The sequence below is a fragment of the Rahnella sp. ChDrAdgB13 genome, from assembly GCF_017655185.1.
GTDB classification, from domain to species: Bacteria; Pseudomonadota; Gammaproteobacteria; order Enterobacterales; family Enterobacteriaceae; genus Rahnella; species Rahnella contaminans.
Genome location: NZ_JAEMGT010000023.1, coordinates 1 through 24,862, shown reverse-complemented (window position 1 = coordinate 24,862; position 24,862 = coordinate 1). Strand labels below are relative to the sequence as shown.

Genomic DNA, 24,862 nt, shown 5'->3' with positions numbered 1-24,862 from the left:
GATGCAAAGTTTTCGACGGTGTTTACCCGGCCTGCGGGCGGATCACGCGTTTTTGCGCCATATCGAGCGTCAGCCCGTCGCCGGGAATAATATTTTTCAGCGCGTCATATTGCTGGCAGAGAAACGCGATACCGGCCTCGCGGGCAATAATCGCGCTGTGGGAAACATCGCTTCCCGCGCGAAGGCAAATGCCTTTTATCTGCTGCGCATCGAGCTGCAAAACCGTTGAAGGGAAAATGTCGTCGGCGATAAGAATCGCAGGCCAGCTGATGGCCGGTTGCGCGACGGATTTGCCTGCCAGATGCGCCAGCGTGCGGTTTCGCAAATCTTCGATATCGATATAACGCGCCTGTAAATAGCTGTCGTTGAGCTGTCGGTATTGTTTACTCAGCTCGGTCATGACCGAATCCCACGCCCACGAGGCGCTGCAATATTTCTCGCTGATGATCCGGCACGCTTCTTCATACAAATCTGCATCATCGAGCAGCATGTGATGGCCGGAAAATATGGCGGCAATATCGGCGGAGTATTTTTCTTCGGCCATGACGGTGAGCACGTTCAGGTCATCCAGCGTCAGTTCGATGGCGCGCATTAAATTGCGCTGTTCCTGCAAGACGTCCGTGCAGGGTTGCAGGCCGGGAAGCTGATGCGGTAAATCCCACAACACGGCGCTGCCCTCCACGCGGGTAAGAAGAGGTGCAGGCGCAGGGGTTTCTGCTTTCGCGATCTCCGCGCTTTCGCCAAAATCTTCGGCTGCCAGCGCGGTAAATGCGGCCAGCGCAGCGTCTGCCTGGGGTCCGCGTGCCAGCAAAGTCAGCGGGTCATTGCAACGCACCTGCAACAGGGCAATCTGGTTGATGTTGTCCGGCGTTGCCCGTTTTCCGTCTTTCTCCAGAACCAGTTCGGCATCAAAGCCGGAAAGCACGGCAACCAGACGCGAGGCAGGGCGCACATGCAAACCGTTAGGATTTCTGATCATCACCGACGCCGACCGCACGTCACGATCATCGGCAAAAGAGGCCACCACCGGCGATGGCGGTGTGTGCGGCGGTAAACCCAGTTGTACGCGTTTTGCCTCCAGGGCGTTCATCGCGTCGTTAATCACTTTGTCGATACCAGCACCGGCCGCCGCGCTGACCGTGGCGGCCAGGGTTCCTTCGACCAGCGGTGCTGCGCACAGCCGGACTTTGGCGGCAATTGCCGGATCGAGTAAATCCAGCGCAGTTTCTGCACTGAGCAGCGCGCTGCCAATGTCCATCATCACCAGCACATGATCGGTATCGGCGACGGACTCAATGGCTTCCATCACCTTGATCGGGTCCGTGCCAATCGGATTATCCACATCGTCAATGCCCGCAGCGATGGCCAGTTTGCAGCCATCGCCCGATAACATCTGCCGCGCCAGTTCTCCAACGCCATTGCCCAGTTGGGCACTATGAGAAACGATCACCAGGTTTACCATCGCGTTTTCCTTACTCTTTGGCTGCCGCTGCCAGCATCTGAATCATGAACATCACCGAGGTGGCACCCGGATCCTGATGGCCGATGCTGCGCTCGCCCAGATAGCTGGCGCGACCTTTGCGCGCCTGCATGGTGATGGTGGCATGCGCGGCGGCTTCGGCCCGTTCACTGGCCGCATCCAGCGCGGCGCTGACAGACAAATGCTGCCCGCTTGACTGACGCAGTGAATCGACCACCGGCAGCCAGACGTCGCACATGGTTTTATCGCCGGGCTCGGCCTTGCCGCGGCTGATGACGCCTTCTGCACCTTCGCGGATCATCTCGCACAGTTCTTCCAGCGTCAGGCTTTGGTGCGCCTGCGTTACCGTCGCGGCGCGGATAAAGAACGTCCCGAGCAGCGGGCCGCTGGCACCGCCGACGTTGGACAGCAGCGTCATGCCGGTGTTTTTGAGAATAAAACCAATGTCTTTGTCGGCAATAGACGGCAGTTTTTCTACCACTTTGCTGAACCCCCGGTGCATGTTCAGGCCGTGATCGGCGTCGCCTATTTCCTTATCCAGCCCGGTCAGAAAGTCACTTTCCTTGGTGAAAATATCCCCGCAGCGGTAGAGCCAGTTGACGATTTGCGTTCTGTTCAGTGACATGTGTTGCTCCTTATTTTCCCCAGTTCAGGCCGGGGGTATGGACCGGCGCATCCCATAATGCGAGCGTGTCGTTATCGACTTTCAGCAGCGTGATGGAAAATCCTGCCATATCCAGAGACGTGCAGTACGCGCCAACCAGGTTGCGTTCGATGGTGATACCGGTTTGCTGGCAGCGTTGTTCGAGGCGGTTATAAACACCATAAAGTTCAGACAGCGGGGTCGCACCCAGATTATTGACCAGCGCAATCACGCGGTCTCCGTTGCCCAGCGCCTGTTTACCTTGCTGGACATCCTGCCAGCTGCCTTGCGCGGTATCCCACTGGCGCAGCGTGCGGCTGTAAGTGCCGTTTTCCAGCAGCGTGTCGAACATTTCATCCACGGTCTGATCGAGCGAACTGAAGCGGCGGCGGTCGATGCCCGGTTCGCCGTGAATACCGACGCCGAATTCCATTTCGTCATCTTTGAGCGTGAAAGAGGGTTGTCCGGCGGCAGGCACGGTGCAGGCACCGAGTGCGATGCCAATGGAATGACCGAGGTTATTGAGTTTTCGACCCAGTACGGCGCAGGCCTCCAGCGAATCACCGCGTTCAGCAGCGGCACCCACCAGTTTCTCGATAAGCACGGTATTGGCTACGCCGCGGCGTCCGGCGGTGTACAGGCTGTCTTTTACCGCGACATCATCATCCACCACCACAGTGGAGACTTTTACGCCGCTTTCGTGCAGCAGTTCAGTGGCAGTTTCGAAATTAAGAATGTCGCCGGTGTAGTTTTTGATGATCAGCAGAACGCCTTCGCCGCCGTCGATATGCATGGCGCATTCGAACATTTTGTCCGGCGTCGGCGAGGTGAAGATTTCACCGGGGCAGGCGCCAGACAACATTCCGTGGCCGATAAAACCGCAGTGCATCGGTTCGTGACCGCTCCCGCCACCGGAAAGCAACGCCACTTTTCCGGCCACGGGCGCATCGGCGCGGGTGACATAAACAGGATCCTGGTGAAGTGTCAGTTCCGGGTGAGCCTTTGCCAGCCCGCTCAATTGTTCACTCAGCACATCTTCTACACGGTTAATGAGCTTTTTCATTATTCGTACTCCGTCGGAGGTTATCTGAAGCTGCCCCTTATAGGCGGTGGCAGTCATCGTGCGTAGGGTTACCGGTCATTGTCACCTGGCCGGTAGAGTGATTCTGGATGAGTTAGCGGCAAAAAGAATTTCGGAAAAATGAGTTCCAATACGGAACATGAATCAGAGGTTTTTGTTTCTGAATGGAACGTTTTGGAAAGGAAAAAACCGAAACTGGGACGCAGCGCTATTTTCTGACGGCCATTCACGGCAAAGATAGAACCACGACAGACAGTTTTTTGCGCCTGGACTGCGATTCTCAGCACGACAGGCTGTTTCGTTGTTTTGCTGTGGTGAATGATTTTGAAGAAAACGGCAGACAGCGATCGCAATCCGCACTGTTTTTATGGCTTTACGTTTCATTATGAAACGCATTGTTTTTCACAAGGTTTCAAATCAGAACATAAACGCGAAAGATTTATTTGTGTTTCGCGAGCCCTAGAGTGATTGCATCACGTCGGGACAACATTTCGCGCCGCAGGTTATTGAAAGCAGAGCGGAACGTGAACCGGCGACATTCTGCAAACATGGACTATCTGAGGGCGAAAACAATGCTGAAAGTAATTCAATCTCCGGCCAAATATCTTCAGGGCGCTGACGCGTCTGCGTCATTCGGGCAATACGCTAAAAATCTGGCGGAGAGCTATTTCGTGATTGCTGACGACTTCGTGATGAAGCTCGCCGGGGACAAAGTGATTAACGGCCTGCACGATTACGGCGTCAGCAGCCACGCGGAACGCTTTAAAGGTGAATGCAGCCACGCCGAAATTAAGCGCCTGATTGCCATCCTGAAACAAAAGGGATGTCAGGGTGTGGTCGGTATCGGCGGCGGCAAAACGCTGGATACGGCAAAAGCCATCGGCTATTACCAGAAATTGCCGGTGATTGTTGTGCCGACGATTGCGTCAACGGATGCGCCGACCAGCGCACTGTCCGTGATTTACACCGAAGCGGGTGAGTTTGAAGAGTATCTGGTTTACCCGAAAAACCCCGACATGGTGGTGATGGATACCACGATTATCGCGAAAGCGCCGGTGCGTTTGCTGGTCGCCGGAATGGGCGATGCGCTGTCGACCTGGTTTGAAGCCAAAGCCTGTTATGACTCCCGCGCCACCAGCATGGCGGGCGGCCAATCCACGGTGGCGGCGCTCAGCCTGGCGCGTTTGTGCTTCGATACGCTGCTGGCGGAAGGCGAAAAAGCCCGGCTGGCCTGCGATGCCGGCGTGGTCACTGAGGCGCTGGAACGTATTGTTGAAGCCAATACCTATCTTAGTGGCATCGGTTTTGAAAGCAGCGGGCTGGCAGCGGCGCACGCAATCCATAACGGATTCACAATTCTTGAAGAGTGCCATCATCTTTATCACGGCGAAAAAGTGGCGTTTGGCACATTGTCGCAACTGGTGCTGCAAAACAGCCCGATGGACGAAATCGAAACCGTTCTCGGTTTTTGCCACAAGGTCGGGTTACCGGTGACGCTGGGCGAAATGGGCGTGAAAGAGGGGATTGAAGCGAAGATTATGGCGGTGGCGCAGGCGACCTGTGCGGAAGGGGAAACCATTCACAACATGCCTTTCCCGGTTTCGCCGGACAGCGTTTACGCCGCTATCGTGACCGCAGATAAACTGGGGCAACAGTGGCTGGCGCGCTGAGTCGCCGCGAATAACTGATCTGACCGTTCATCTGCGGCATAACGTTTCCCCTCTGACTCGGCGATAAATGCGCATCAGAGGGGTTTTTTATGACACATAAAACGGAAAAGGTTATGACAAGCCGGGAACAGGATGTGGAAAAAGAAGAAGTCTCTTCGCTTATTGCGCGGTCATGGCAACGCTGCGACCGGTTTATGCAGCGCGAAACCTGGCAGCCGCCGCATCAGGCGCAGGGGCTGACGTTTGAATCGATTTGCCGTCGCAAAACTACGCTGCTGACTATCGGCCAGGCAGCGCTGGAAGATGCCTGGGAATACATGGACAACCGGCCCTGCGCGCTGCTGATTCTGGATGAATCGGCCTGTATTCTCTGCTGCTGCGGTGACCCATACACGCTGTCGCAGCTGGCCGGTTTAGGCTTTCTGGCAGGCAGTTATTGTGCCGAAAGTATTATCGGAAGCTGCGCGTTATCGCTGGCGGCGCTGCTCGGGCAGCCGGTCAGAACCCATGGCGCTCAGCATTTTAAACAGGCGCTTCACCCGTGGTCGTTCAGTACCACGCCGGTGTTTGATAACCACGGGCGGCTTTCGGGTTCGATTTCCCTTTGCTGCCTCAATGAGCAGCAGGCGTCGTCTGATTTGTCCCTGACGCTGGCGGTCGCGCGCGAAGTAGGCAATTCACTTATCACCGACAGCCTGCTGGCGGAATCCAACCGGCATCTTAATCAGATGTACGGTCTGCTGGAAAGCATGGACGATGGAGTAATGGCGTGGAACGAGCAGGGCGTTTTGCAGTTTCTGAATGTTCAGGCCGCGACGCTTTTGCATCTGGATGCGCAGGTCAGCCAGGGGAAAAATCTCAGCGAGCTGGTGACGCTGCCCGCGTTGTTGCGCCGCGCCATCAAACACGCACGCGGGCTTAACCACACCGAAGTGACGTTCGAGAGCCAGCATCAGTTTATCGACGCCGTGATTACCCTTAAACCGATCGTTGAAGAGCAGGGCATCAGCTTTATTATGCTGCTGCATCCTGTGGAACAGATGCGTCAGCTGATGACCAGCCAGCTCGGCAAAGTCAGCTACACGTTTGAGCAGATGTCCGCCGACGATCAGGAATCGCGCCGGTTAATTCATTTCGGGCGGCAGGCAGCGCGGGGCAGTTTTCCGGTGCTGTTATGCGGGGAAGAGGGCGTGGGCAAAGAGCTGCTCAGTCAGGCCATTCACAATGAAAGCGAATGCGCCGGCGGCCCGTATATTGCGGTGAACTGTCAGCTTTATGCCGACAGCGCGCTGGGGCAGGATTTCATGGGCAATGCGCCCACCGATGATGCTAAAGGGCGGCTCAGCCGTCTGGAACTGGCCAACGGCGGCACGTTATTTCTGGAAAAAATTGAGTATCTGGCGCCGGAGTTACAGTCGGGTTTGTTGCAGGTGATCAAGCAGGGTGTCCTGACGCGGCTGGACGCGCGGCGGCTGATCCCGGTGAACGTCAAAGTGATTGCCACGACGACGGTGGATCTTTCCGCGCTGGTCGAACAAAACCGCTTCAGCCGTCAGCTTTATTACGCGCTGCATTCTTTTGAGATTGTCATCCCGCCGCTGCGGGCGAGGCGCAGCAGCATTCCGTCGCTGGTACATAACCGGCTGCACAGCCTTGAAAAACGCTTTACGTCGAAACTGAAAGTTGATGACGACGCGCTGGCACAGCTGGTGGCGTACTCCTGGCCGGGCAATGATTTTGAGCTTAACAGCGTTATCGAAAATATCGCCATCAGCAGTGAAAATGGCCGTATCCGCCTGAGTCATCTGCCGGAATACTTGTTTTCTGAACGTCCGGCGGGCGAGAATCCGTCCACGCTGATGCCAGCCAGCCTCACGTTTTCTTCCATCGAGAAAGAGGCCATTATCCACGCCGCCCGCGTCACCAGCGGCCGTGTCCGGGAAATGTCTCAGCTTTTAAACATCGGGCGAACCACGTTATGGCGGAAAATGAAGCAATACGAGATCGATGCCAGCCAGTTTAAACGCAGTCATTCGAACTGATTGCGGCTAAATTTGCAGGTATAATCCAGGAAATTATTCAACGGATTTAGAAACGAAGATGACAAAACTCACCTTACAAGAGCAGCTGCTGAAAGCGGGACTGGTAACCTCCAAGAAAATGGATAAAGTCCAGAGAACGGCCAAAAAGTCACGCGTTCAGTCGCGTGAGGCCAGAGCGGCTGTGGAAGAAAACAAAAAAGCCCAGCTTGAGCGTGACAAGCAGCTTAACGAACAGCAAAAACAAGCGGCTTTGTCGAAAGAACATAAAGCGCAGGTGAAACAGCTGATTGAGATGAACCGTATCGACATTTCTAAAGGCGATATCGGCTTTAACTTCACCGATAATAATCTGATTAAAAAGGTTTTTGTCGATAAGACAACGCAGGCTCAGCTGATCAGCGGCCGTCTGGCGATTGCGCGTCTGGTCACGGAGAGCAATGGTGAGAGCCAGTACGCGATTATCCCCGCCAGCGTCGCGGATAAAATTGCACAGCGTGACGCCAGCAGCATCGTCTTAAACAGCACGCTGAGCCAGGAAGAGCAGGACGAAGAAGATCCGTACGCTGATTTCAAAGTGCCTGATGATCTGATGTGGTAATCAGCTTCAGAACGGGCTGTTACACCGCGCGCTGACCGGTTTTCCGCTGACCGGGTGAACAAAATTCAGTTCACTCGCGTGCAGCATTAAGCGCGGTGTCTTTTCGGTGCCGGGCAGCAGAAGGCCGCCATACAGATCGCAGCCTAAAATAGGGTGGCCCAGTTGCTGGCAGTGGATGCGCAGCTGATGGGTTCGCCCGGTTTCCGGGGTCAGCTGCACCCGCGTCAGCGGCAGTAACGTTCCGTCTTCCCGTTTTTGCTCAAAGCGCTCAAGCACCCGATAGTGCGAGCGGGCGGGCTTTCCGCTGATTTCGCAAATTGACATCAGCGGGAACAGCGCCGGATCTTTAGCAATCGCTGCATCAATCACCCCTTCATTGTCCGCCACATATCCGCAGAGCAGCGCGACGTAGACTTTCGTGACCGTACGCTGGCTGAACTGCTGGCAAAGGGCGGCATTAATCGCCTTATTCCGCGCAATCACCATCAGCCCGGAAGTCCCGAAATCAAGACGATGCACCAGCGTGCAGCCGGGGAAAATCCTGACCAGCCGGTGATGTACGGAATCGAGGTTTTGCGGGTTTTTGCCCGACAGACTCAGCAACCCGGCAGGTTTATTGATCAGCGCCAGATGCTCGTCCTGAAAGAGGATTTCTATTTCGTCATGACACGGCGGGGCAACAAAAGTATCGATAATCGCGGACATCAGGCTAACCGAAGGGAAAGTGGGAGCGGATGATAACCAATTTTCAGCCCGCTGACGACCCGGCTGATCCGATGCAAAGCAAAACGCCCGCTCAGGTTTTCTAAGCGGGCGTTTTCAGATGCGATCTCAAATTCAGTGCGGCTTTGGCGACTTCATCAGTATCGCCGTCAGTGCCGAAAGCAGGCAGCCTGCCATCAGATAAATAGCCACAGAATGCCATTCACCACCGGAGAACGTCAGCAATGCAGCAGCAATAAACGGCGTGAAACCGCCACCCACCACGCTGGCAACCTGATACCCCACGCCCGCACCGCTGTAGCGATAACCGGCGCCAAACATTTCCGTAAACATCGGCTGTTGCACGCAAACCACCATGTCGTGGGCGATATTCGCCAGCAGCAGCGAGAAGATCACCACGCCCACAATTGAGCGCGCATCCAGCGCCATAAAGAACGGGAAAGCGCTCAGCGCACCGACGATTGCGCCGGTAATGTAGATACGGCGTCGCCCGAACCGATCGGCCAGCCAGGCGAACATCGGGATGGTCAGGCAGCTCACACCGCCGATCAGCAGCCCGATATTCAGAAACAGTTCGCGTGACATCCCCAGATTATGCGTCGAATAATTAAGCGCAAACGCGGTGACGATGTACATCGTCAGCAGTTCGCACAGGCGCAGGAGAATGATTTTCAAAAACGCGCCGGGGTGGCTGATTAGGGCTTCGAACACCGGCAGACGCTTTTTGGCCTGCTTCGGCTGTTCTGCCAGAGCACGTTCGAACTCGACGGACTCTTCCATACCGTTTCGCACCCACAGCGCGCCCAGAACCAGCACAATGCTGAACAGGAAAGGTAAACGCCAGCCCCAGCTCAGGAACTGCTCGTTGGTGGTCAGGCTGCTGATAAGTGAGACCAGCCCGGTAGACAGCAACAGGCCAACGCCATATCCCATCTGGATCCCGCTGCTGTAAAAAGCTTTCTTGCCGGAGGGCGCACTTTCAACGGCCAGCAGCGCGGCGCCGCCCCATTCACCGCCCACGGCAAACCCCTGAATGGCGCGCAGCGTGACCAGTAAAGCAGGTGCCCACCAGCCAATTGCAGAATACGACGGAAGAATACCAATACACGCAGTGGCGATGCCCATGATCCAGACGGTCATCATCAGCATGCGTTTACGGCCTAAGCGGTCGCCAAAATGACCGAAAACAATGCCGCCGAGGGGGCGGAATAAAAAGCCCACGCCAAAGGTCGCAAAAGCCGCAAGCGTGCCCGTCGTCGGGTCGACCTGCGGAAAGAATTCGCTGTTAAACACCAGTGCCGCGGTAATGCCATAGAGTAAAAAATCGAACCAGTCGACCACGGCCCCGGCGAAACTGCCCCAGGCAGCGCGGCGTGCGCGGTTAAGTGAAGGTATCTCCTTATCGGGGCGGGGAGTAATGAGCGTGGAGTCCATAGTTGTTCTGACCGTTCCTTAAATTTCTAAAATTTTTAGTTATTAAAATAGGCAAAAAGGTAATACGTCGTGCACAGCAAAAATCAGCCGCTGTTGAGACTACAGGGACAGCCGTCAGGTTAAAACGCTTTTGCAAAAACAGCAGGTTTGAAAGGGAGATTTAACTCAGGGAATGCGGATGCGCAGATAATTATCCGGCGGCGGAGGGCAATAAGCGATGATGCTGAGCGTACGGATCCGCCCGAAAAACGGGGAAAACACAAAAGCAAAACGCCCGCTTAAGTTTCCTTAAGCGGGCGTCTTTAATTTGGCTCCTCTAACTGGGATCGCCTTAGCCATTAACTGGCTAATAATTAAATTAAATCTGATTTACCCGTCTGTCAAGACCACCAGAATGACCACTTTTTTTGCATGTTGAACAGGCATGGTGCTCCACAATAAACGTCTAGTGTCCATTAAAGACCATAAAACGTTTACGCCTATCATCGAATAACACATATGGCTAACATTCATCTGCTGGTGGAAAGTTGTCTATTTGCCAGGTGCGCGGTTTTTCACTACACAAAAATGCCAGCGGCGTCCATTACTTTGCAATTCGCTTATACTGAGCGGGTGGATATCAATACACTTAAATGACTGAGGTGGTGCGCCGAGAACGTCGACGATCATTGCGCGGATTACGGCTGCGGGTACAACTGCACAGTGAAGACTCGGAATATTAAAATGTTGAGCCAGCCATGCGACGCAGCGTGCCAATAACTGAACGCGTGACTCGACGTCTGGTGGTGCAGCACCCTCAAGCCAGCGTGGAACGCTTCGGCATCCTGCGTCATCACCTCGCGTAAGGGCCGACCGGCTCAGAGGCGGTAGTCGGTGGCCGGACCGTTGCGCTCGATGTACTGCGTCGGCTCAGGCGTTCGAATGCCGCAAAATGCCTGCTAGCGAATTTCTGGATAATTTCGGCTTCTTGCGGACTTTCGACTTGGCTTGATGTGTATCCAAAGGCTACACTTGGAGCCATGAAAGAAAAAGATGCCGGAATGCGAATCCGCGTCGAGCGGGAGCTTCGCGATGAATTTCTCAAGATATGCCGTGAGCAGGATCGTCCTGCCGCGCAGGTCATTCGGGAGTTCATGCGGGAATACATAGCGGCGAAGAAATCAAATCATGCTGGTCAGACTGAGAATGCCAGCGGCAGGCCAGTTGCTCCAGAGGGCCAAGGATGAATGCCGTAGAGAAAGCCGTTCTTGGTGGACAACAAGCTTACGTTTGCATTCATTCAAGCGTTTAGAGTGAAAGAAGCAACATATGAAAAATGAGAATATAGTCCAGAAAATTTGGAACCTTTGCCACATCCTTCGTGGTGATGGGATCAGCTATCACCAATACGTGTCTGAACTAACGTATCTCCTTTTCCTCAAAATTGCAGAAGAGAATGGTGTTGAACGCCTTCTGCCATTTGGCAACCGCTGGAAAGACCTCCTGAGTCATCCTAAAGATGGCTTGCTGGGCTTCTATCAGGAGATGCTGACCCACCTTGGTACTAGGGCAGAAAGTGAAACGATTCAGGCAATATACGCCTTTCCCACTACGGTGTTTTCGCACGACGAGAACCTTCACGCCGTAGTAGATGGCATCGCCAAAATTGATTGGAATGATCTCTCGGGTGATAGATTTGGACACATCTACGAGGGGCTGATCGAAAAGAGCTCGCAAGATGTGCGTTCTGGAGCAGGTCAATATTTTACTCCAAGAGCATTGGTTAATTCCATGGTGCGAGCCATGAAACCAAAATTGGGTGAGATAATTCAGGACCCAGCGGTTGGAAGTGGCGGATTTCTAATTGCAGCGGACCGGTTTGTTCGTTCGGGGAATACGAAACAGGCATACGAGAAAACGCCCCCGAAATATCAAGGCGTTGAAATTGAAAAAAATACACGCCGAATTTGTTTGATGAATACGTTTCTTAATGGGCTTGATGCCGAGGTCATATACGGCGATGCGCTGACGGATGACGCAATTGGGCTCAAGTCCGCTGATCTTATTCTTGCGAACCCGCCATTTGGGAGCAAGGCCGGGAGCAGACGATCGCTTCGCACCGATCTCCCACACAATAACTCCAACAAACAATTGGCCTTCCTTCAGCACATATATCTTGGCTTGAAACCGGGTGGACGCGCTGCGGTCGTTTTGCCGGACAATGTGCTGTCAGATGACGGCGTTGGCAGAATGGTGCGGCGCGATCTATTGGATAAGTGCGATCTACACACAGTTCTGCGGCTCCCAACGGGAATTTTCGCAAGCGCGGGCGTCAAGACAAATGTTCTGTTTTTTAGCCGTGGCAATAAGAAGGATAGTAATACAGAGTCTGTTTGGATTTATGACTTGCGTTCAAGCATGCCTGTATTCGGAAAAACTACGCCATTGCTCGATGCGCACTTCTCTGAATTTGAGAAATGCTTCGGAAATGATCCGCAAGGTAAGTCAAAGCGCGTAGATCAAGGAGAAACTGGCCGGTTCCGTTGCTTTTCACGACGGGAAATTGCTGATCGAGATGATAGTTTGGCTATTTCTTGGCTGCGCGATGAAAGCGGCGATGCCGAAGATGCTGCGGAAACTCCGGAGGAGATTGCCGCTCTGATCCTCTCTCATCTCCAATCGGCAATGAATGAAATTGAAGCCGTCGTCGGAGAACTCATTGAACCTTCTGAGGTTAACGAATGACGATGAAGGAGATATTTACTCAAATAATCCAGTTGGTTTTGGTAGTTGGAGCAGACGGATTGGAGAGTGAAGGGTTTAAAACAGCACAGCTAAGACAGGCAACATGTCCGTGCCGCAACATGGGAGGTGGGCATGAGTGATTTACCAAAGGGGTGGGCGTCTACAACCCTGAAAACGGTCGTCGCTCCATATGAGAGTATTGATCCTAGGCGACAACCTGAGCGGCAATTTCGATATGTCGATATCGGCTCCATTGATAATCGGATACAGAAAATAACAGAGCCAAAGGAATTCCTCGGGCAGGAGGCTCCCTCCCGTGCACGTAGAGTGATGAAAACTGACGATGTTCTATTCGCAACGGTAAGAACATATCTGAAAAACATTGCACTAGTAACGGAGGATTTAGATGGCGAATTAACCACAACTGGAATTGTACCACTTCGTTCCAATAACGCGATAACACCAAAATATCTGTTCAATTGGGTTCGTTCTGATCGCTTTATCGCATCTATTTCAAAGTCTCAAAGTGGAACGCTTTATCCTGCGGTATCGGAAACGGACATTTTAGACGCAATGGTCTCTGTTCCACCTCTCGCGGAGCAAAAGAGGATAGTTGCCAAGCTTGATGAGTTGAATTCTCGCACGGCCTCCGCTCGCGATGCACTCGATCATATCCCAGCATTGATTGAAAAATTCAGGACGCGTGTTTTGGCTCTCTCTTTTAACGGCGGATTGATCGGAAAGATAGAGAGCGAAACGACCCTACCCGAAAGCCGATGCTGGAACTTACCAGCACACTGGCGCTGGGTAAGATTTGAAGAGGTTGCTACTGTTGCCGCCAGTTTGGTTCGCCCGGATAGCATTCTTGCTCTGCCGCATATTGCACCTAACAACATCCAAAGCGGCACGGCTAAGCTTCTGTCATATCAGACAATTGGAGAGGACGGCGTCACAAGCGCCAAACAACGATTTTATCCCGGGCAGATTTTATACTCAAAAATTCGACCTTATCTCCGAAAAGCGGTACTTGTCGACTTTGACGGCGCTTGCAGCGCAGACATGTACCCAATAAATGTTGGTTCACAATTAGAAGCAAAATTTTTGCTTTATTGGCTTGTTAGCGAGGATTTCGCGCAGTTCTCTGCCTTGCGTGAAGGACGTACTGTACTACCAAAAATCAATAAAAAAGAGCTCAATAGCACGCCGTTGCCGTTGCCACCAAAAGAGCAACAGGCAGAAATTGTCCGCCGGATTGAAACCGCTTTTGCTTGGCTCGACCGTGTATCTGACGAATACACTGCAGCATCAAATCAGCTTTCTAGACTTGACGCATCTATTCTTCAAAAAGCATTCAGGGGAGAGCTTATTCCACAAAATCTGAATGATGAGCCCGCCTCAATCCTGATCGAGAGGTTAAAGACAGAAAGCGAGGCAATAAAGAAAAAAACAAGCTCAGGACGCAAGGCGGCATCGCGTCCCCACAAGCCAATTAAGAGAGGGGCGAAGATGGCGAATTTGATTGAGGTTATGAAATCCAAAGAAGGTTGGGTTTCCGCTAGTCACGCAGCGCAAGCGTTGGGCGTTGGCGATGGCGCGACATCTGATGCGGTTGAGGAGTTCTACAACGAGCTGCGGATACACCTGCAAAATGGTGACCTTGAGGTCGAGCGCCGGGGAAATGAAGACTGGTTGAGGCTGATGCCGATCAATGAGGAGTGATCATGCGTATCGATTGGCTATGGATTGGCGAATATAAAAACCTGAAAAACCTGGCGATTGACTTCGCTCAGGGGCATTTGATTACTGTCTTGATTGGCAGGAACGGGACTGGCAAGTCGAATGTTCTGGAGGCAGCTACAGTTCTTTTCCGGGACCTGATCATGGGTGAGGACGGGAAAGGGAACAAAAACAAACCGTCCTTTGCTTATCGAATTTGCTATCAGATCAAGGACAAATGGGTTCGCATCGATGCTGATCCAGCGGGCAAGGAAGCATATCGCATTAAGCTCGCGACCTATAATCCCGATGCTAAATCTCCGCCTGCTGCCCTCAGCTTTGAGGAATCACCCGGCGAAGCCTTGGCTCTTTCCAAGCTGCGAGATCCAGATGACGGCTATCTGCCGAGGTTTATATTTGGCTATTATTCAGGCCAAAGCGAAAGGATGGAAGAGGTTTTTCTCAAATATCTCGAACGGTACGATAGAGACCTGCGTGCTGGAAAAAATCCTGGATTGAAGCGTCTGTTCTATGCGCTTCCAGTTCATAGCAATTTTGTTTTGCTATCTTTCATAGTGAATAATGCCGAGTTGACAGATAAGTTTTTGCAGGAACAGCTCGGCCTTGAAGAAGGGGGAATCGAATCCGTTCTCTTTGTTCTTAGACAGCCATCATGGACATCCAATGACGGCGACCCACGCTTCTGGAATGCACGTGGCGTCGTATCCGATTTCTTGGCGACACTTTACGATATATCTCTTGCGCCATTGCGGATCACCCGCAAGGAAAAAGTCAGCCTGTGGAACTCGCGAACACTGGAATTCTTGTATCTTTTTGTGAAAGACCTTGGTGCTCTGCGCAAGCTGGCTGGAGGAAAGAGCCCCGCCCAGTTCTTTCAAGATTTGGAAAGTACCTATGTTTCTGAGTTAATCGACGAGGTACGAATCAGGGTCAAGCTGCGGAAAAATGATGGGTCTGTTACATTCCGTGAACTGAGCGAAGGCGAACAACAACTTCTAACTGTACTAGGCTTGCTTCGCTTCACAGCGGAAGAGGAAAGCCTGTTTCTGCTCGACGAGCCCGATACGCACCTTAACCCAAGATGGAGCGTCGAGTATCTTCAACATATCCGCAATTTTCTGAATGTGAATGGGATAGAAAAGCAGAGTAGTCACGTTCTTCTGGCAACGCACAATCCAGTTGCCGTAGCTGAGCTTCAGAAGGAGCAAGTTCAGATTCTTACGCGTGATAAGGATACGCAGGCGATCTCGGCTGCGGAGCCGGACACGCACCCGCGTGGAATGGGCTATGCGGGTGTGATGACCAGTGAAATGTTTGGACTAAGTGCGGCCCTAGACACCCATACCCAAGATCTTCTTGCGAGGAAGCGCCATCTCAGCGGACAGGATGTGCTAAGTGAAGATGACAGGAAAATGCTGAAGGAAATCAACGAAGAGCTCCAAACTTATGGGTTCCGCTATGAGGTGCGAGATCCCGAACTTAAAGAGGCATTGCGAAGGCTGGATCAGGAAGCGATGCCAGTAAGTGAAAGGGAAGAACTGCCTGGCGAGGCTGAGAAAGCTCGCCGTCTAGTTCAGAATGCCTTGAATAAGAGGGGGGATTGATACGTGCGCTATATTAATCTGGACCAGTTGGAATTACCAGTTGGCTGGCAGGTGCGTGCAGACGCCGCTATCGCAGATGAGCCTGGAAAAATTAAAGATCATTCAGATGTATGGCGCGACCTAAAGCGACCATTAATGAAGCTTTCGCATGACAAATGTTATTATTGCGAGATTGTGCAGGAACGGTCTGATGGAGCAGTAGATCACTTCCGTCCAAAGAGCAAATATCCGTGGTCGGTTTTTAGCCCTTCCAACTATAGATTTGCATGTACATTCTGCAACAGTGTGCGGTCGGATAAAGAAAGCGAGAAGACAGGGGGGAAAGGAGATAATTTTCCCCTCCACGATGAGAATAAGCGGGCAACTTGCTGTGCAGATGAGGCAAATGAGGGTCCAATTCTTTTGGACCCCTGCAAGCCAGACGAACCCGGCCTTGTAGATTTTGACGAAACTGGAAGGCCTATACCGACATATTCGGAGGAAAATCATGCCGGTCGCAACAGGCGAGCAGCTGAATCAATCAGGCTTTACCACTTGGATCACTCTGATCTTGTTGACAAACGCAAGACGCTCGCTGTTTCAATAACGAGAAAGATTGATGCCGCCGATAGGTTATTTCCGCTAACAGAATCTGGAAATGTGGATATCGATAATTCGTTTTCAGAACATGTGCGTGCTCTTGCGGATTATATTTCCGAGGGTGCGGAGTTGTCGGCCTTTGCTCGAAGAATTGTGGCCGGCCGCCGAGATGTTTTATGGGTTGAGAATTTGCTTCGCTCGGCCTGAAAATGATCTGCTATCTCAGCTTAGACGTTTGTCACTATTCGCGACCCATTTCATGGATCGATTGACACCAATTCGGTTCTGAAAAATTTAACAATGCTATTTGGTCTCAGAATAATGAACGATCTCTGAGGTTAATGCTTTTCACCACTACCGACCAATTGCTTCAGTATTTTCCGATAGCCCCCGCGTGATAACCATTGTGCTCGTTCGAGATGGCTTTGACTGCAACGAGAGGTCTGAAGTTCCGCCGCCGCCGAGTCGCAATGCAACACGCTCCGTGCCACTTCTCGCCAGTCCGCATCCTCTGCTTTCGCATCCAGTAAACGCAGATAGTTAACGTAATGCCGTTCCTCATCATCATGACGTTCTGGCTCGTGTCACTGCCAGAACGAAGTGAACTCGCGCGCATCAAGGCATCGTAAGACTACATACGTGAATTAAGCTCAGCCAGCACGACGACTGTGGGGATAGACTTTACGCTGTGTTCAATAAGGAGACAGCCCTGACCCGGTAGGGATTGATGCCGGAACGAGGCAATTTAAGAACAAACCGCCCCCAGTTAGCAGGATCGTCTCGTCCGGCAGGAAAGCATGCTAACACTTACATGAAGTTCCTGTCAGTGCCGGTCCCAGACTCAACACCACTAATTTACTTTTCACCAATGCAGAGCAAGGGGCGCTACACCCGTCTATGCAGTGTCAGTTTTTCTCCGTGTGACTTCCGTTCTCGTATCAGCTTCCGGTTAATCGTTTCCCAACACAACCCGTCTCGCAAGGGTAAATGGCACGCATTCTGCGCCCTTGCTGGCCGGAACGATGCCGGGAAAGCGAACCGTCAGGCGATAAGAAGACGAAAAATCACACCACTGACGGAGAAAAAACATGACCATTTCCCTGCATACCCAGACTAGCGCCCCTAACACCGCAGCGGCGACCAGCGTATCCCCGCTGGAGCAGTCCGGCTCCTCAAAAACGAAATTTTCTAAAGCCAAAACCGATATTTATCAGACTGTCACCAACAAGATCATTGCAGCGCTTGAAGCCGGTGTAAAACCGTGGTCTTGCCCGTGGAAACGAGTGCCGGGCATGTGTGGGTTGCCTTCCAACTTCGCAACCGGTATCGCGTATAGCGGAATGAATATCATGCTGTTGTGGTACAGTGCATCAGAACAGGGCTTCTGCGATTCACGCTGGATGACCTACAAACAAGCGCAGGCAGTAGGTGGACAGGTTCGCAAAGGTGAGCACGGCACGACAGCCATTTTTTATTCAACCTTAGAGAAGGAAAACGAAGATGGCGAAATCGACCAGATCCCGATGCTGAAAACCTTCAATGTATTCAATGTTGAGCAAATTGATGGTCTTCCACTGACAACTGAAACTATCAGCCCGGAAGCAACCTTTGACCCATTACAGCAGGCTGAAAATCTGCTCAGGAAGAGAGGCGCAAACATCATCGAGAAAGGACAAAACGCCTTTTTCAGCCCATCAACCGATGAAGTCTGGTTACCGGAGCGTCATCTGTTTTCCGATGCGGCTAACTTCTATGCCACCGGCCTACATGAGCTGGTTCACTGGAGTGGTGGTAAAAAAAGGCTTAGCCGTGAAATGAAAGGAAAATTTGGCAGTGAGGATTATGCGTTTGAGGAGTTGATCGCCGAGTTGGGAAGCGCGTTCCTGATAGCGGATCTTGGGATTGTCGGAGAGGTCCAGCACGAAAGCTATATTGCTTCCTGGCTGAAAGCACTGAAGAACGACAAACGATATATTTTCAAAGCCGTTAGTGCGGCATCGAAAGCGCATCGTTATTTGATGGATAAAGCTTGAGGGCATGGTAAGAAGCCGTAAAGGAATGCGGCTTTGACCATATATTTCTGTGGGCAGAGTCGTGGTGGTGTTAAAGGTATAACCTACCTGCGAATTTTTCGTGGCACTGTGTGTCAGGAAAAATTCGCAGGCTGCGGGGGCGGGCGGCAAAGAGCCCGCTCATCGCTTTAGATGTATTGGCTCAGACTTGATCTGACCGTGAGAACACGATTCAGCATGACAGTCGGCAACGAGCGATGAGCGGACTAAGTGGTGCAAAATTAAGTATGTCGTGTCACAATGAAAATTGTAAACCAAGATGTGTCAAAGAAGACGGGTAGCAGATCGATCTGGCATCAACAAAAGGCCTCTTTAGAATTTTGATGGCTATAAGCATGATGAACAGCCAACTTCTTATTTGTGTGATGTTCTTAAAGAGGAGGTATTATAGACGACTCAGACATCTTAGGGTTTTCCCCTTCTAATAACATGAAGTGATTTTCTTTCTGTTTCCCATTAGAACTAAAAAACAAGGATAATATAGCTGTGAGTATTGGGAGTCAAAATAGTCAAGCAGGTAAACCGTCACTGACCGCTGCTGATGAATTAAGCAAGAGACTTAGTCCATATACTTTCCCAGTGTATCTTTTATTAGATAATGATGCAAATGAAGATACGGTAGAGCATATTGGCAGTGGATTTTTGATCAGTCACAGAGGTATGAATTTCTTTGTTACAGCCGGCCATGTGTTTGACCATCGGTCTAAAGGCAGACTTTTCTATTATGTCAGCGATGACAAAATTGAGTTTCTTGACAGAACCTTTGAAACAACACCATCGGAGAGTAAAACAAGAGAGGATGACTTTCTGGACATTGCAGTCATTATTGTAAACCCCAAGATTGGTGAAGGGGTTCCTGCTGACGGTTACCAGCACCAGTGTATTCCAGAAAACATGGTACATCGTCACCGGGCTGCTGTACCTAAATGTTTAAACACGATTGTAGGTTTCCCCCTTACTCGCAATAAGGTATATGAAGTTCGTGGAAATGAACTTAATCCTCAACAGTTAATATTTCATGCAAAACAGAACGATGATTCTGTATACAAAAAAGCAAGGTTTAATAAAAATGATTTTTATTTAGCGAGATTCAAAGAGAACAACGTTGTGAGAGTAGCTACCGGTGAAGGTGGGGTGACAAACCTGAAGCCAAAGGGAATCAGTGGTGGGACATGTTGGGGGACAATGATATTCAAAGAAGATACAAATAGTTATAGAAATGGTGACTCTTTTTTACTTGGAATTATCACTAAGCATATTCCTGAAGTGAAGTCGATTCTATGTACCAATATAGAGGTAGCATACGAACTGGCCGACATTCTATTGAATAGAATTATTACTCCAATACCCTCGATAAATGAATTGTTTACATTTAGCATTAATGGTATTGACATTCCCTTTGATATTACATTCATCCGACCACAGAGAGATGCTAAAGGTTTTTTTCGCTAATTAGGCAAAGTGACTGATATTGAATCACTCCCATTCATTTGGACAAGATGATAATTTCATTCTGACACAAAGACACCAAAACTGATTGTTCTCCATCCGCTATAAGCAGGGAGCGGGCGTTAAGAATACCTACATGACCTATAAGCAAGAGAAGTCGTGAGAGACTATCTTGAAGTCCCATCCGTTTATGCATTCAAGCAAATGGGTCTAGTATTATAAATTCATCTCCTCGCTTCATTACATTTTTTGGCTCAACCAAATCAATACCTAAATTATTTTTCTTGGCATATATAAACAATATTTCTATGTCATCAACCAAATCGAAAGGGTCAGTTACAGGTTTTTTTCCTTGTCTTATTTCATTTAAAGCTACCGAAGCCCATTTTTTATAATAAATACACTCAGGTTCAGACATTGAAGCTAACAACTCCATTTCTGTGATTGAATACTCGTTATTAATGCTTGAGTCATTTATAATACCTAAAGGTTCATTGTGAGAATATATTTTAACTACATTCTTTAGGCTAGAAGTAGTCGAGCTAACAAGCCTAGCGAAGTGCGAATAACCCGGATCGCCGCCAATACGAACAACAGTCATACCGTGAACTAGAACATCAGTACTAAGTCCTGATGAATTATTCGATATCTCCCTATAACCGTTTAGTTTGTAAAAATCAATTGATTCTTGTCTAGTCATTTCCTTTCCTCTACGCCCGCAAGAAACCTGCTTAGTTCTCTACATTTTATCCGATATTTAACTAAATGACTTTAACTTCATCGGTAATCTAAGCTCACTCATTACAAAGTACACGCTCTGCCTGGATGATAATTACTTATTAAAAATCAATTGGATAATTTAATTTTCTTGTTAAATAATATACATGCATACCAAAAATCCCCTTCTCCGAATAGTCCCCCGATATAACTCCCCTACTACAAGCTTATAGGGGGATCAAAGTCCGCTCATGGCACAAAATTGCCTGTCAGATTAGGTTATGGCACTGAGTCATATAAGTGTTAGCTCAAATCTTAGCTAACACTTTTAGAGGCTTTCAATTATCAAGGTGTTTTCCTGCACCGCCAGAACGAACTGTGGTGCTCAGTGCTGCCGCAATACGTCTGCAAGCAATTTTCACATAATCCTCTTCTCGGTCAATACCGATGAAACAGAAACCTTCCGTCGCCGCAGCTTTGCCGGTACTTCCACTTCCCATAAAGGGATCAAGTACGGTGCCGCCCGTGGGAGTAATCAGGCGGCAAAGGTAACGCATCAGCTCGGTGGGCTTTACACATGGATGATTGTTACCCTCACCACGGTCCTTTCTGCTGGCTTTCGCACAATAGAAGAATCGACTGGCGCTGCTAATTTCTACCTGCTGAGGGCTATCCCGGAACCAGGCAAGTACTGCGTTACTGCCATCATGGATAAAATTGGCGGGCCAGCGACCATCAGGACTTCCTTGTTTGGCGATACTCCCATCACCTTTACTTCTACCTCGCCACATATGGTTAGGCTCAGTGCCACCCGGTCCATTTGGATAATCATAGGGAGATTCCCCGTCTGCAAGAGGGATCCTGCACTTGCTGATGTTTAGAGTGCCGGTACTATGCACGCATACGTTCGATGCTATAGACCCCTTGAATGGCTTACGGGCAACAGTAATAGGCTCCATAGCCGGTTTTAATGCGTGGTGAGTTTTAGGAAAGCCCGAACCGTATACCCAGCCCAGCATTCCATCATTTCCAAATGTCGCGTCCAGTAATTTGAGCTGATCCGGCGATAAACTTTCAATGAGGACCTGAGCAGCAGTGCTGGTCTCGTAGAGAAATACGATCATGTCACGTATTTCAAAGCCCGAATCCTCAATACGCGCTGCCATACGGTGTTGAGTGCGGGATCCCGCGAAGGACAGCAGATGACCACCGGGCTTGAGTACGCGCAGACATTCTTCCCAGATGGTTTGTGAAGTAACATCATAGTCCCATGTCTTACTAATGAATTTAATACCATAGGGCGGGTCGGTCACAATGCTGTCCACATAGTTGTCCGGCATACTGCGCAGAACGTCAAGGCAGTCGCCATGAGTCAAATTGTCATGCATGGCGTTCCCTCCAGTTGTCGCCACCAACTGAAGAAGAGGGGGCACCCTGTTTATCACTGATTTTTTCTTCCAGTTCATCAAGGGTGCGGAAGAGAAACATCTCGCGGTTCTTCGCATCAAACGGAACGGGAACACTGTTTCTCATCACCGTCCTGATACTGTCAAACAGCCTGACCAGCGATTCTTTAGTTTTACCATCCGGCATAACATACATCGCATAGTGCCAGCGTCCGGCGTCGCTGGCGGCGAGATGACTGTTAATAATGCTGATGTAACGAGCGCGGGTTTTCATCGATCTCTCTGTTTCCACCGCAACGATGGCACCGCTGCTTAAGGTAATAATGCCGTCGGGTCGGTGCCGGATACCCGGGTACCGCGCCATAAACTCTCCCCGGTCTCCGTTTAGCCAGCCTGTGCCTCCTTTTTCCTCAAGGACGATCCTGACCCGCTGGTTTAACAGTCGATGTTCCAGTGTCGAGTGTCTGAGTTTCCCCGGCTCAAAATAGGCAGGGAAAACCTTGTCATTAGCGCTAACCACCATCGCCAGTCCCTGCATGGTGATCCCCCACAATGATTTTTTCCCGGTCAATACCGTGTATTCATGTTTATTCAGGAGGCCCATTGCAACTGCTTTATTAAGCAGGTTATACATCGCATGGTTATGTTTTCCTTTATAGCCGACAACTTTTTTTAAGGTCCGCAAATCAGAGAATGTTTCTTCCTTGAGAAAATAAAGCAATGCCCGCATTCTCTGTTTTGCAGCTTCAGTTCTTTCAGCAACGTTATGAATAAGCATTGATAGCCTCACAGATTAATGGAGGGTTTGTGGATCTGGCTTTCTTTTTCGGTGTGCGAAGGGTTTTTATTCTCAAATGAAAGAATGTCGATATATTGCTTTTTTGCCGGTATGTGGAATAGTTTGGTTGCCTTTGCCAGATCATTCTGGGTGAAAACAAAACCAACAAACTGGGGGAGATTAAGCAACATGTTGCTGTCTATATAATAGCGTTCAGCCTGACGGATCATCCTGTCAGTTTCTATTTTCTCCGTCAGGGATATATCCGTTTTAACTTTCCTCATTTCATCATCTACCAGAATAGAGCCGGTCATCCTTGCCACCCAGTCGGCGGTGTCCGGATCGCGAAGGCGATAAACCAGCATAAACTTGCAGTTCTCAATCACCGAACCGGCAACGGCATCACCCTCCAGATCTGCCGGGCAGTCATACAAATCTTTTACCGACTGGTGGGCCATGATGATATGCACACCTTTGTCCCTCGCTGCGCCAAGCCCTTCAAGCGCAGGGCGGGAAAGGTGATACTTGAGTTCATCAAGGAAAATAGCGACCGGACGAGGTTTGCCTTTTATCCGGTCACGCGTTTCGGCAATCTGAATCAGACGGATTAAAATCATTCGCTGAGCCGATATGATTTTCTGGTTACGCATTGAGCCGATAATGTAACAGCATCCACCTTCATCAAAAATCGTTTTTAAGGAAAACCCCTTATTGGCATTAATGGAATTCACTAAAGCGATTTCCTCAAGCTCGCCATAAAAAGCAGGTACATCTTCACTAATAGACTTCACAAAGTCAGTATTATATAAGTCGCGTAACGTCATTCCCTTTTCATAAATAGCTGCCGTATTTCTGGCTGCGCGGCGATCGGCGATACGGTAAAAATCAGCACCCTCGCCTTTTTTACCCAGGCTGAAACCAGCATTAAACAACTCCTCCAGTTGTTCATGAGAAATATCAGTCAGTAAATCAATCTGTAAATGAAGGTCATTCAGGTTAATAAGAACAAATTGTTTTCCCGCTTTCTGGCAGGCTTCCCGCAGGACATGCGGTGCCCACTCGTCATTTTTAGGATCTTCGACAAATACGCCTTCACCTGAAAGTATTGCCTGATAAAGCAGCACACAGGCACTGACGCCTTTACCAGAGCCTGTGGTGCCGATAAGGTCGGCGTGCTGAGTTTGAAATTCTTCGGGGGTGATATATTGCGGCTGGTCGTCTTTATCCAGCCCGATAAAAATACCTTTATTCAGGTCAATATAATCCAGTGGGTTATACGCAATGCTGTCAGGTAACATGTCCCTGATTTCACGAACATCCGTTCTGACATTTCTTTCCAGCTTGCTTTTTTTAATCATCCGGTGTTTCAGACTGTCTATTTCACCCGTCAGCAGCCTTCGGGCTGCAATATGAAAAGCCAGACCTGCAAGCGTAAACCCGATAGTCAGTATCCAGAGTGATAATCTGAGCAGTATTTTATTGTCGAGTATTTTAAAGAAAAAACTCAGCCCCTGAATGGTCAGAGGTGACAGGGTGCCGAATATGAAAAAGAAGGTGGATACACCCGCCACCGATTTTAACCAGAAGGGGGCATTTTTTCTTTCTTCACGTGGCAGATGAAAGATGAATGGCAGCGTCAGCCCGGCGAACAGAGATAATATGACAGGGTTGTGTTGCAGCCACAGCAGAAAAACAGAAAAGGCATCCGAAAAGGCATTCAGCCTTTGCATCAGATGAGTTCCCATTGCAGTGATCTCCGGTCTGATTTCGGTGTGACGGGCGCATCACATGGGCGTCACCGATGGACGTTAAACCCCACGCCCACACGCGACGCCTATTGAGGACGCCCATAAACGGATGAAAGGCACTGAACGTCTCCGACGCTCATGCCTGTTATCCGCGCTTTCAGAAAACAGCCGACGCATGGTCGTCCGTCCCCTGAAACGCCCGAATGACGGGCAACGGCGTGTGACAATACGCTCGGGCTGGACGCTCTCACTGCCTGTCGCATGGGGTAATGTCGCGGCTGGACGCCGAGCCAAAACCCCCAACATCAACGGCGGCACACCGTCGCCCGCTACGCGCGACCACCCCCTTTAAGACGGTCGCTTTCGCCTTTTTCTTC

At 50.4% G+C, this 24,862-nt stretch carries 21 protein-coding genes and 1 pseudogene; 11 read left to right on the top strand and 11 right to left on the bottom strand.

Annotation, left to right across the window (positions count from 1 at the left end; translation table 11 throughout):
• Nucleotides 1–22 precede the first annotated feature (22 nt).
• The 3 genes from dhaM to dhaK are packed head-to-tail and all read right to left on the bottom strand — an operon-like array spanning nt 23 to nt 3,186.
• Nucleotides 23–1,462, bottom strand: a complete 1,440-nt coding sequence (dhaM, locus tag J8X26_RS07720) for a dihydroxyacetone kinase phosphoryl donor subunit DhaM (protein ID WP_208950593.1) — start codon at nt 1,460–1,462, stop codon at nt 23–25.
• A gap of 10 nt (nt 1,463–1,472) precedes the next feature.
• Nucleotides 1,473–2,105 carry a dihydroxyacetone kinase subunit DhaL gene (gene dhaL / locus J8X26_RS07715; RefSeq protein ID WP_152326854.1) on the bottom strand — a complete coding sequence of 211 codons (633 nt, stop codon included), beginning with the start codon at nt 2,103–2,105 and terminating at the stop codon, nt 1,473–1,475.
• A gap of 10 nt (nt 2,106–2,115) precedes the next feature.
• Nucleotides 2,116–3,186, bottom strand: a complete 1,071-nt coding sequence (dhaK, locus tag J8X26_RS07710) for a dihydroxyacetone kinase subunit DhaK (RefSeq protein WP_152326855.1) — start codon at nt 3,184–3,186, stop codon at nt 2,116–2,118.
• Between the two features lie 182 nt (nt 3,187–3,368).
• Here dhaK and J8X26_RS07705 point away from each other — a divergent pair, with 182 nt between their 5' ends.
• The 4 genes from J8X26_RS07705 to J8X26_RS07690 all read left to right on the top strand — a co-directional run bounded on the left by J8X26_RS07705 (nt 3,369) and on the right by J8X26_RS07690 (nt 7,514).
• Entirely contained in the window at nt 3,369–3,593 is a 225-nt protein-coding gene (locus J8X26_RS07705; RefSeq protein ID WP_152326856.1) for a hypothetical protein, read from the top strand.
• 183 nt (nt 3,594–3,776) lie between these two features.
• Nucleotides 3,777–4,874, top strand: coding sequence for a glycerol dehydrogenase (locus J8X26_RS07700; protein WP_152326857.1), 1,098 nt, complete (start codon nt 3,777–3,779; stop codon nt 4,872–4,874).
• 113 nt (nt 4,875–4,987) lie between these two features.
• Entirely contained in the window at nt 4,988–6,916 is a 1,929-nt protein-coding gene (gene dhaR / locus J8X26_RS07695) for a dihydroxyacetone kinase operon transcriptional regulator DhaR (RefSeq protein WP_152326858.1), read from the top strand.
• A 58-nt stretch (nt 6,917–6,974) separates the two neighbouring features.
• The gene (locus tag J8X26_RS07690; protein WP_165058002.1) at nt 6,975–7,514 is read left to right on the top strand and encodes a DUF2058 domain-containing protein; all 540 of its coding nucleotides are present in this window, start codon (nt 6,975–6,977) and stop codon (nt 7,512–7,514) included.
• Nucleotides 7,515–7,520: 6 nt separating this feature from the next.
• Here the strand turns inward: J8X26_RS07690 and J8X26_RS07685 are convergent, their stop codons facing one another.
• The 3 genes from J8X26_RS07685 to J8X26_RS07675 all read right to left on the bottom strand — a co-directional run bounded on the left by J8X26_RS07685 (nt 7,521) and on the right by J8X26_RS07675 (nt 10,427).
• Nucleotides 7,521–8,219, bottom strand: coding sequence for an RluA family pseudouridine synthase (locus tag J8X26_RS07685; RefSeq protein ID WP_208950592.1), 699 nt, complete (start codon nt 8,217–8,219; stop codon nt 7,521–7,523).
• A 132-nt stretch (nt 8,220–8,351) separates the two neighbouring features.
• On the bottom strand, nt 8,352–9,671 hold the full coding sequence (shiA, locus tag J8X26_RS07680; protein WP_208950591.1) for a shikimate transporter: 1,320 nt from the start codon (nt 9,669–9,671) through the stop codon (nt 8,352–8,354).
• 531 nt (nt 9,672–10,202) lie between these two features.
• A complete protein-coding gene (locus J8X26_RS07675; protein ID WP_244370417.1) occupies nt 10,203–10,427 on the bottom strand; it encodes a histidine phosphatase family protein in 225 nt (74 codons plus the stop codon).
• A gap of 263 nt (nt 10,428–10,690) precedes the next feature.
• On the opposite strand from J8X26_RS07675, the gene J8X26_RS07670 reads away from it, so the two are divergent.
• The 5 genes from J8X26_RS07670 (at nt 10,691) to J8X26_RS07650 (ending at nt 16,522) form a co-directional block, all read left to right on the top strand.
• The gene (locus J8X26_RS07670; RefSeq protein ID WP_136345391.1) at nt 10,691–10,897 is read left to right on the top strand and encodes a hypothetical protein; all 207 of its coding nucleotides are present in this window, start codon (nt 10,691–10,693) and stop codon (nt 10,895–10,897) included.
• 82 nt (nt 10,898–10,979) lie between these two features.
• A complete protein-coding gene (locus J8X26_RS07665; protein ID WP_208950590.1) occupies nt 10,980–12,395 on the top strand; it encodes an N-6 DNA methylase in 1,416 nt (471 codons plus the stop codon).
• 132 nt (nt 12,396–12,527) lie between these two features.
• The gene (locus tag J8X26_RS07660) at nt 12,528–14,114 is read left to right on the top strand and encodes a restriction endonuclease subunit S (RefSeq protein WP_208950589.1); all 1,587 of its coding nucleotides are present in this window, start codon (nt 12,528–12,530) and stop codon (nt 14,112–14,114) included.
• A 2-nt stretch (nt 14,115–14,116) separates the two neighbouring features.
• The gene (locus J8X26_RS07655; protein WP_208950588.1) at nt 14,117–15,736 is read left to right on the top strand and encodes an AAA family ATPase; all 1,620 of its coding nucleotides are present in this window, start codon (nt 14,117–14,119) and stop codon (nt 15,734–15,736) included.
• 3 nt (nt 15,737–15,739) lie between these two features.
• The gene (locus tag J8X26_RS07650) at nt 15,740–16,522 is read left to right on the top strand and encodes a hypothetical protein (protein ID WP_208950587.1); all 783 of its coding nucleotides are present in this window, start codon (nt 15,740–15,742) and stop codon (nt 16,520–16,522) included.
• 131 nt (nt 16,523–16,653) lie between these two features.
• Here J8X26_RS07650 and J8X26_RS28040 read toward each other — a convergent pair.
• Nucleotides 16,654–16,872 (bottom strand): annotated as a pseudogene (locus tag J8X26_RS28040) (DNA -binding domain-containing protein); the annotation flags it as partial.
• Between the two features lie 531 nt (nt 16,873–17,403).
• Here J8X26_RS28040 and J8X26_RS07640 point away from each other — a divergent pair.
• Together J8X26_RS07640 and J8X26_RS07635 are read left to right on the top strand one after the other, a co-directional pair.
• Nucleotides 17,404–18,348, top strand: a complete 945-nt coding sequence (locus tag J8X26_RS07640; RefSeq protein WP_208950586.1) for an ArdC family protein — start codon at nt 17,404–17,406, stop codon at nt 18,346–18,348.
• A gap of 525 nt (nt 18,349–18,873) precedes the next feature.
• Nucleotides 18,874–19,839, top strand: coding sequence for a hypothetical protein (locus tag J8X26_RS07635; RefSeq protein ID WP_208950585.1), 966 nt, complete (start codon nt 18,874–18,876; stop codon nt 19,837–19,839).
• A 193-nt stretch (nt 19,840–20,032) separates the two neighbouring features.
• Here the strand turns inward: J8X26_RS07635 and J8X26_RS07630 are convergent, their stop codons facing one another.
• From J8X26_RS07630 to J8X26_RS07615, 4 genes are all read right to left on the bottom strand, one after another.
• Nucleotides 20,033–20,536 carry a hypothetical protein gene (locus J8X26_RS07630; RefSeq protein WP_208950584.1) on the bottom strand — a complete coding sequence of 168 codons (504 nt, stop codon included), beginning with the start codon at nt 20,534–20,536 and terminating at the stop codon, nt 20,033–20,035.
• Between the two features lie 355 nt (nt 20,537–20,891).
• On the bottom strand, nt 20,892–21,941 hold the full coding sequence (locus J8X26_RS07625; protein WP_208950583.1) for a site-specific DNA-methyltransferase: 1,050 nt from the start codon (nt 21,939–21,941) through the stop codon (nt 20,892–20,894).
• Complete coding sequence (gene mobC, locus J8X26_RS07620; RefSeq protein ID WP_208950582.1) at nt 21,934–22,737, bottom strand: MobC family replication-relaxation protein; 804 nt, start codon at nt 22,735–22,737, stop codon at nt 21,934–21,936. The genes J8X26_RS07625 and mobC overlap by 8 nt, the downstream gene beginning before the upstream one ends.
• An 8-nt stretch (nt 22,738–22,745) precedes the next feature.
• Nucleotides 22,746–24,482, bottom strand: a complete 1,737-nt coding sequence (locus J8X26_RS07615; RefSeq protein ID WP_208950581.1) for a type IV secretory system conjugative DNA transfer family protein — start codon at nt 24,480–24,482, stop codon at nt 22,746–22,748.
• Nucleotides 24,483–24,862: the final 380 nt, after the last annotated feature.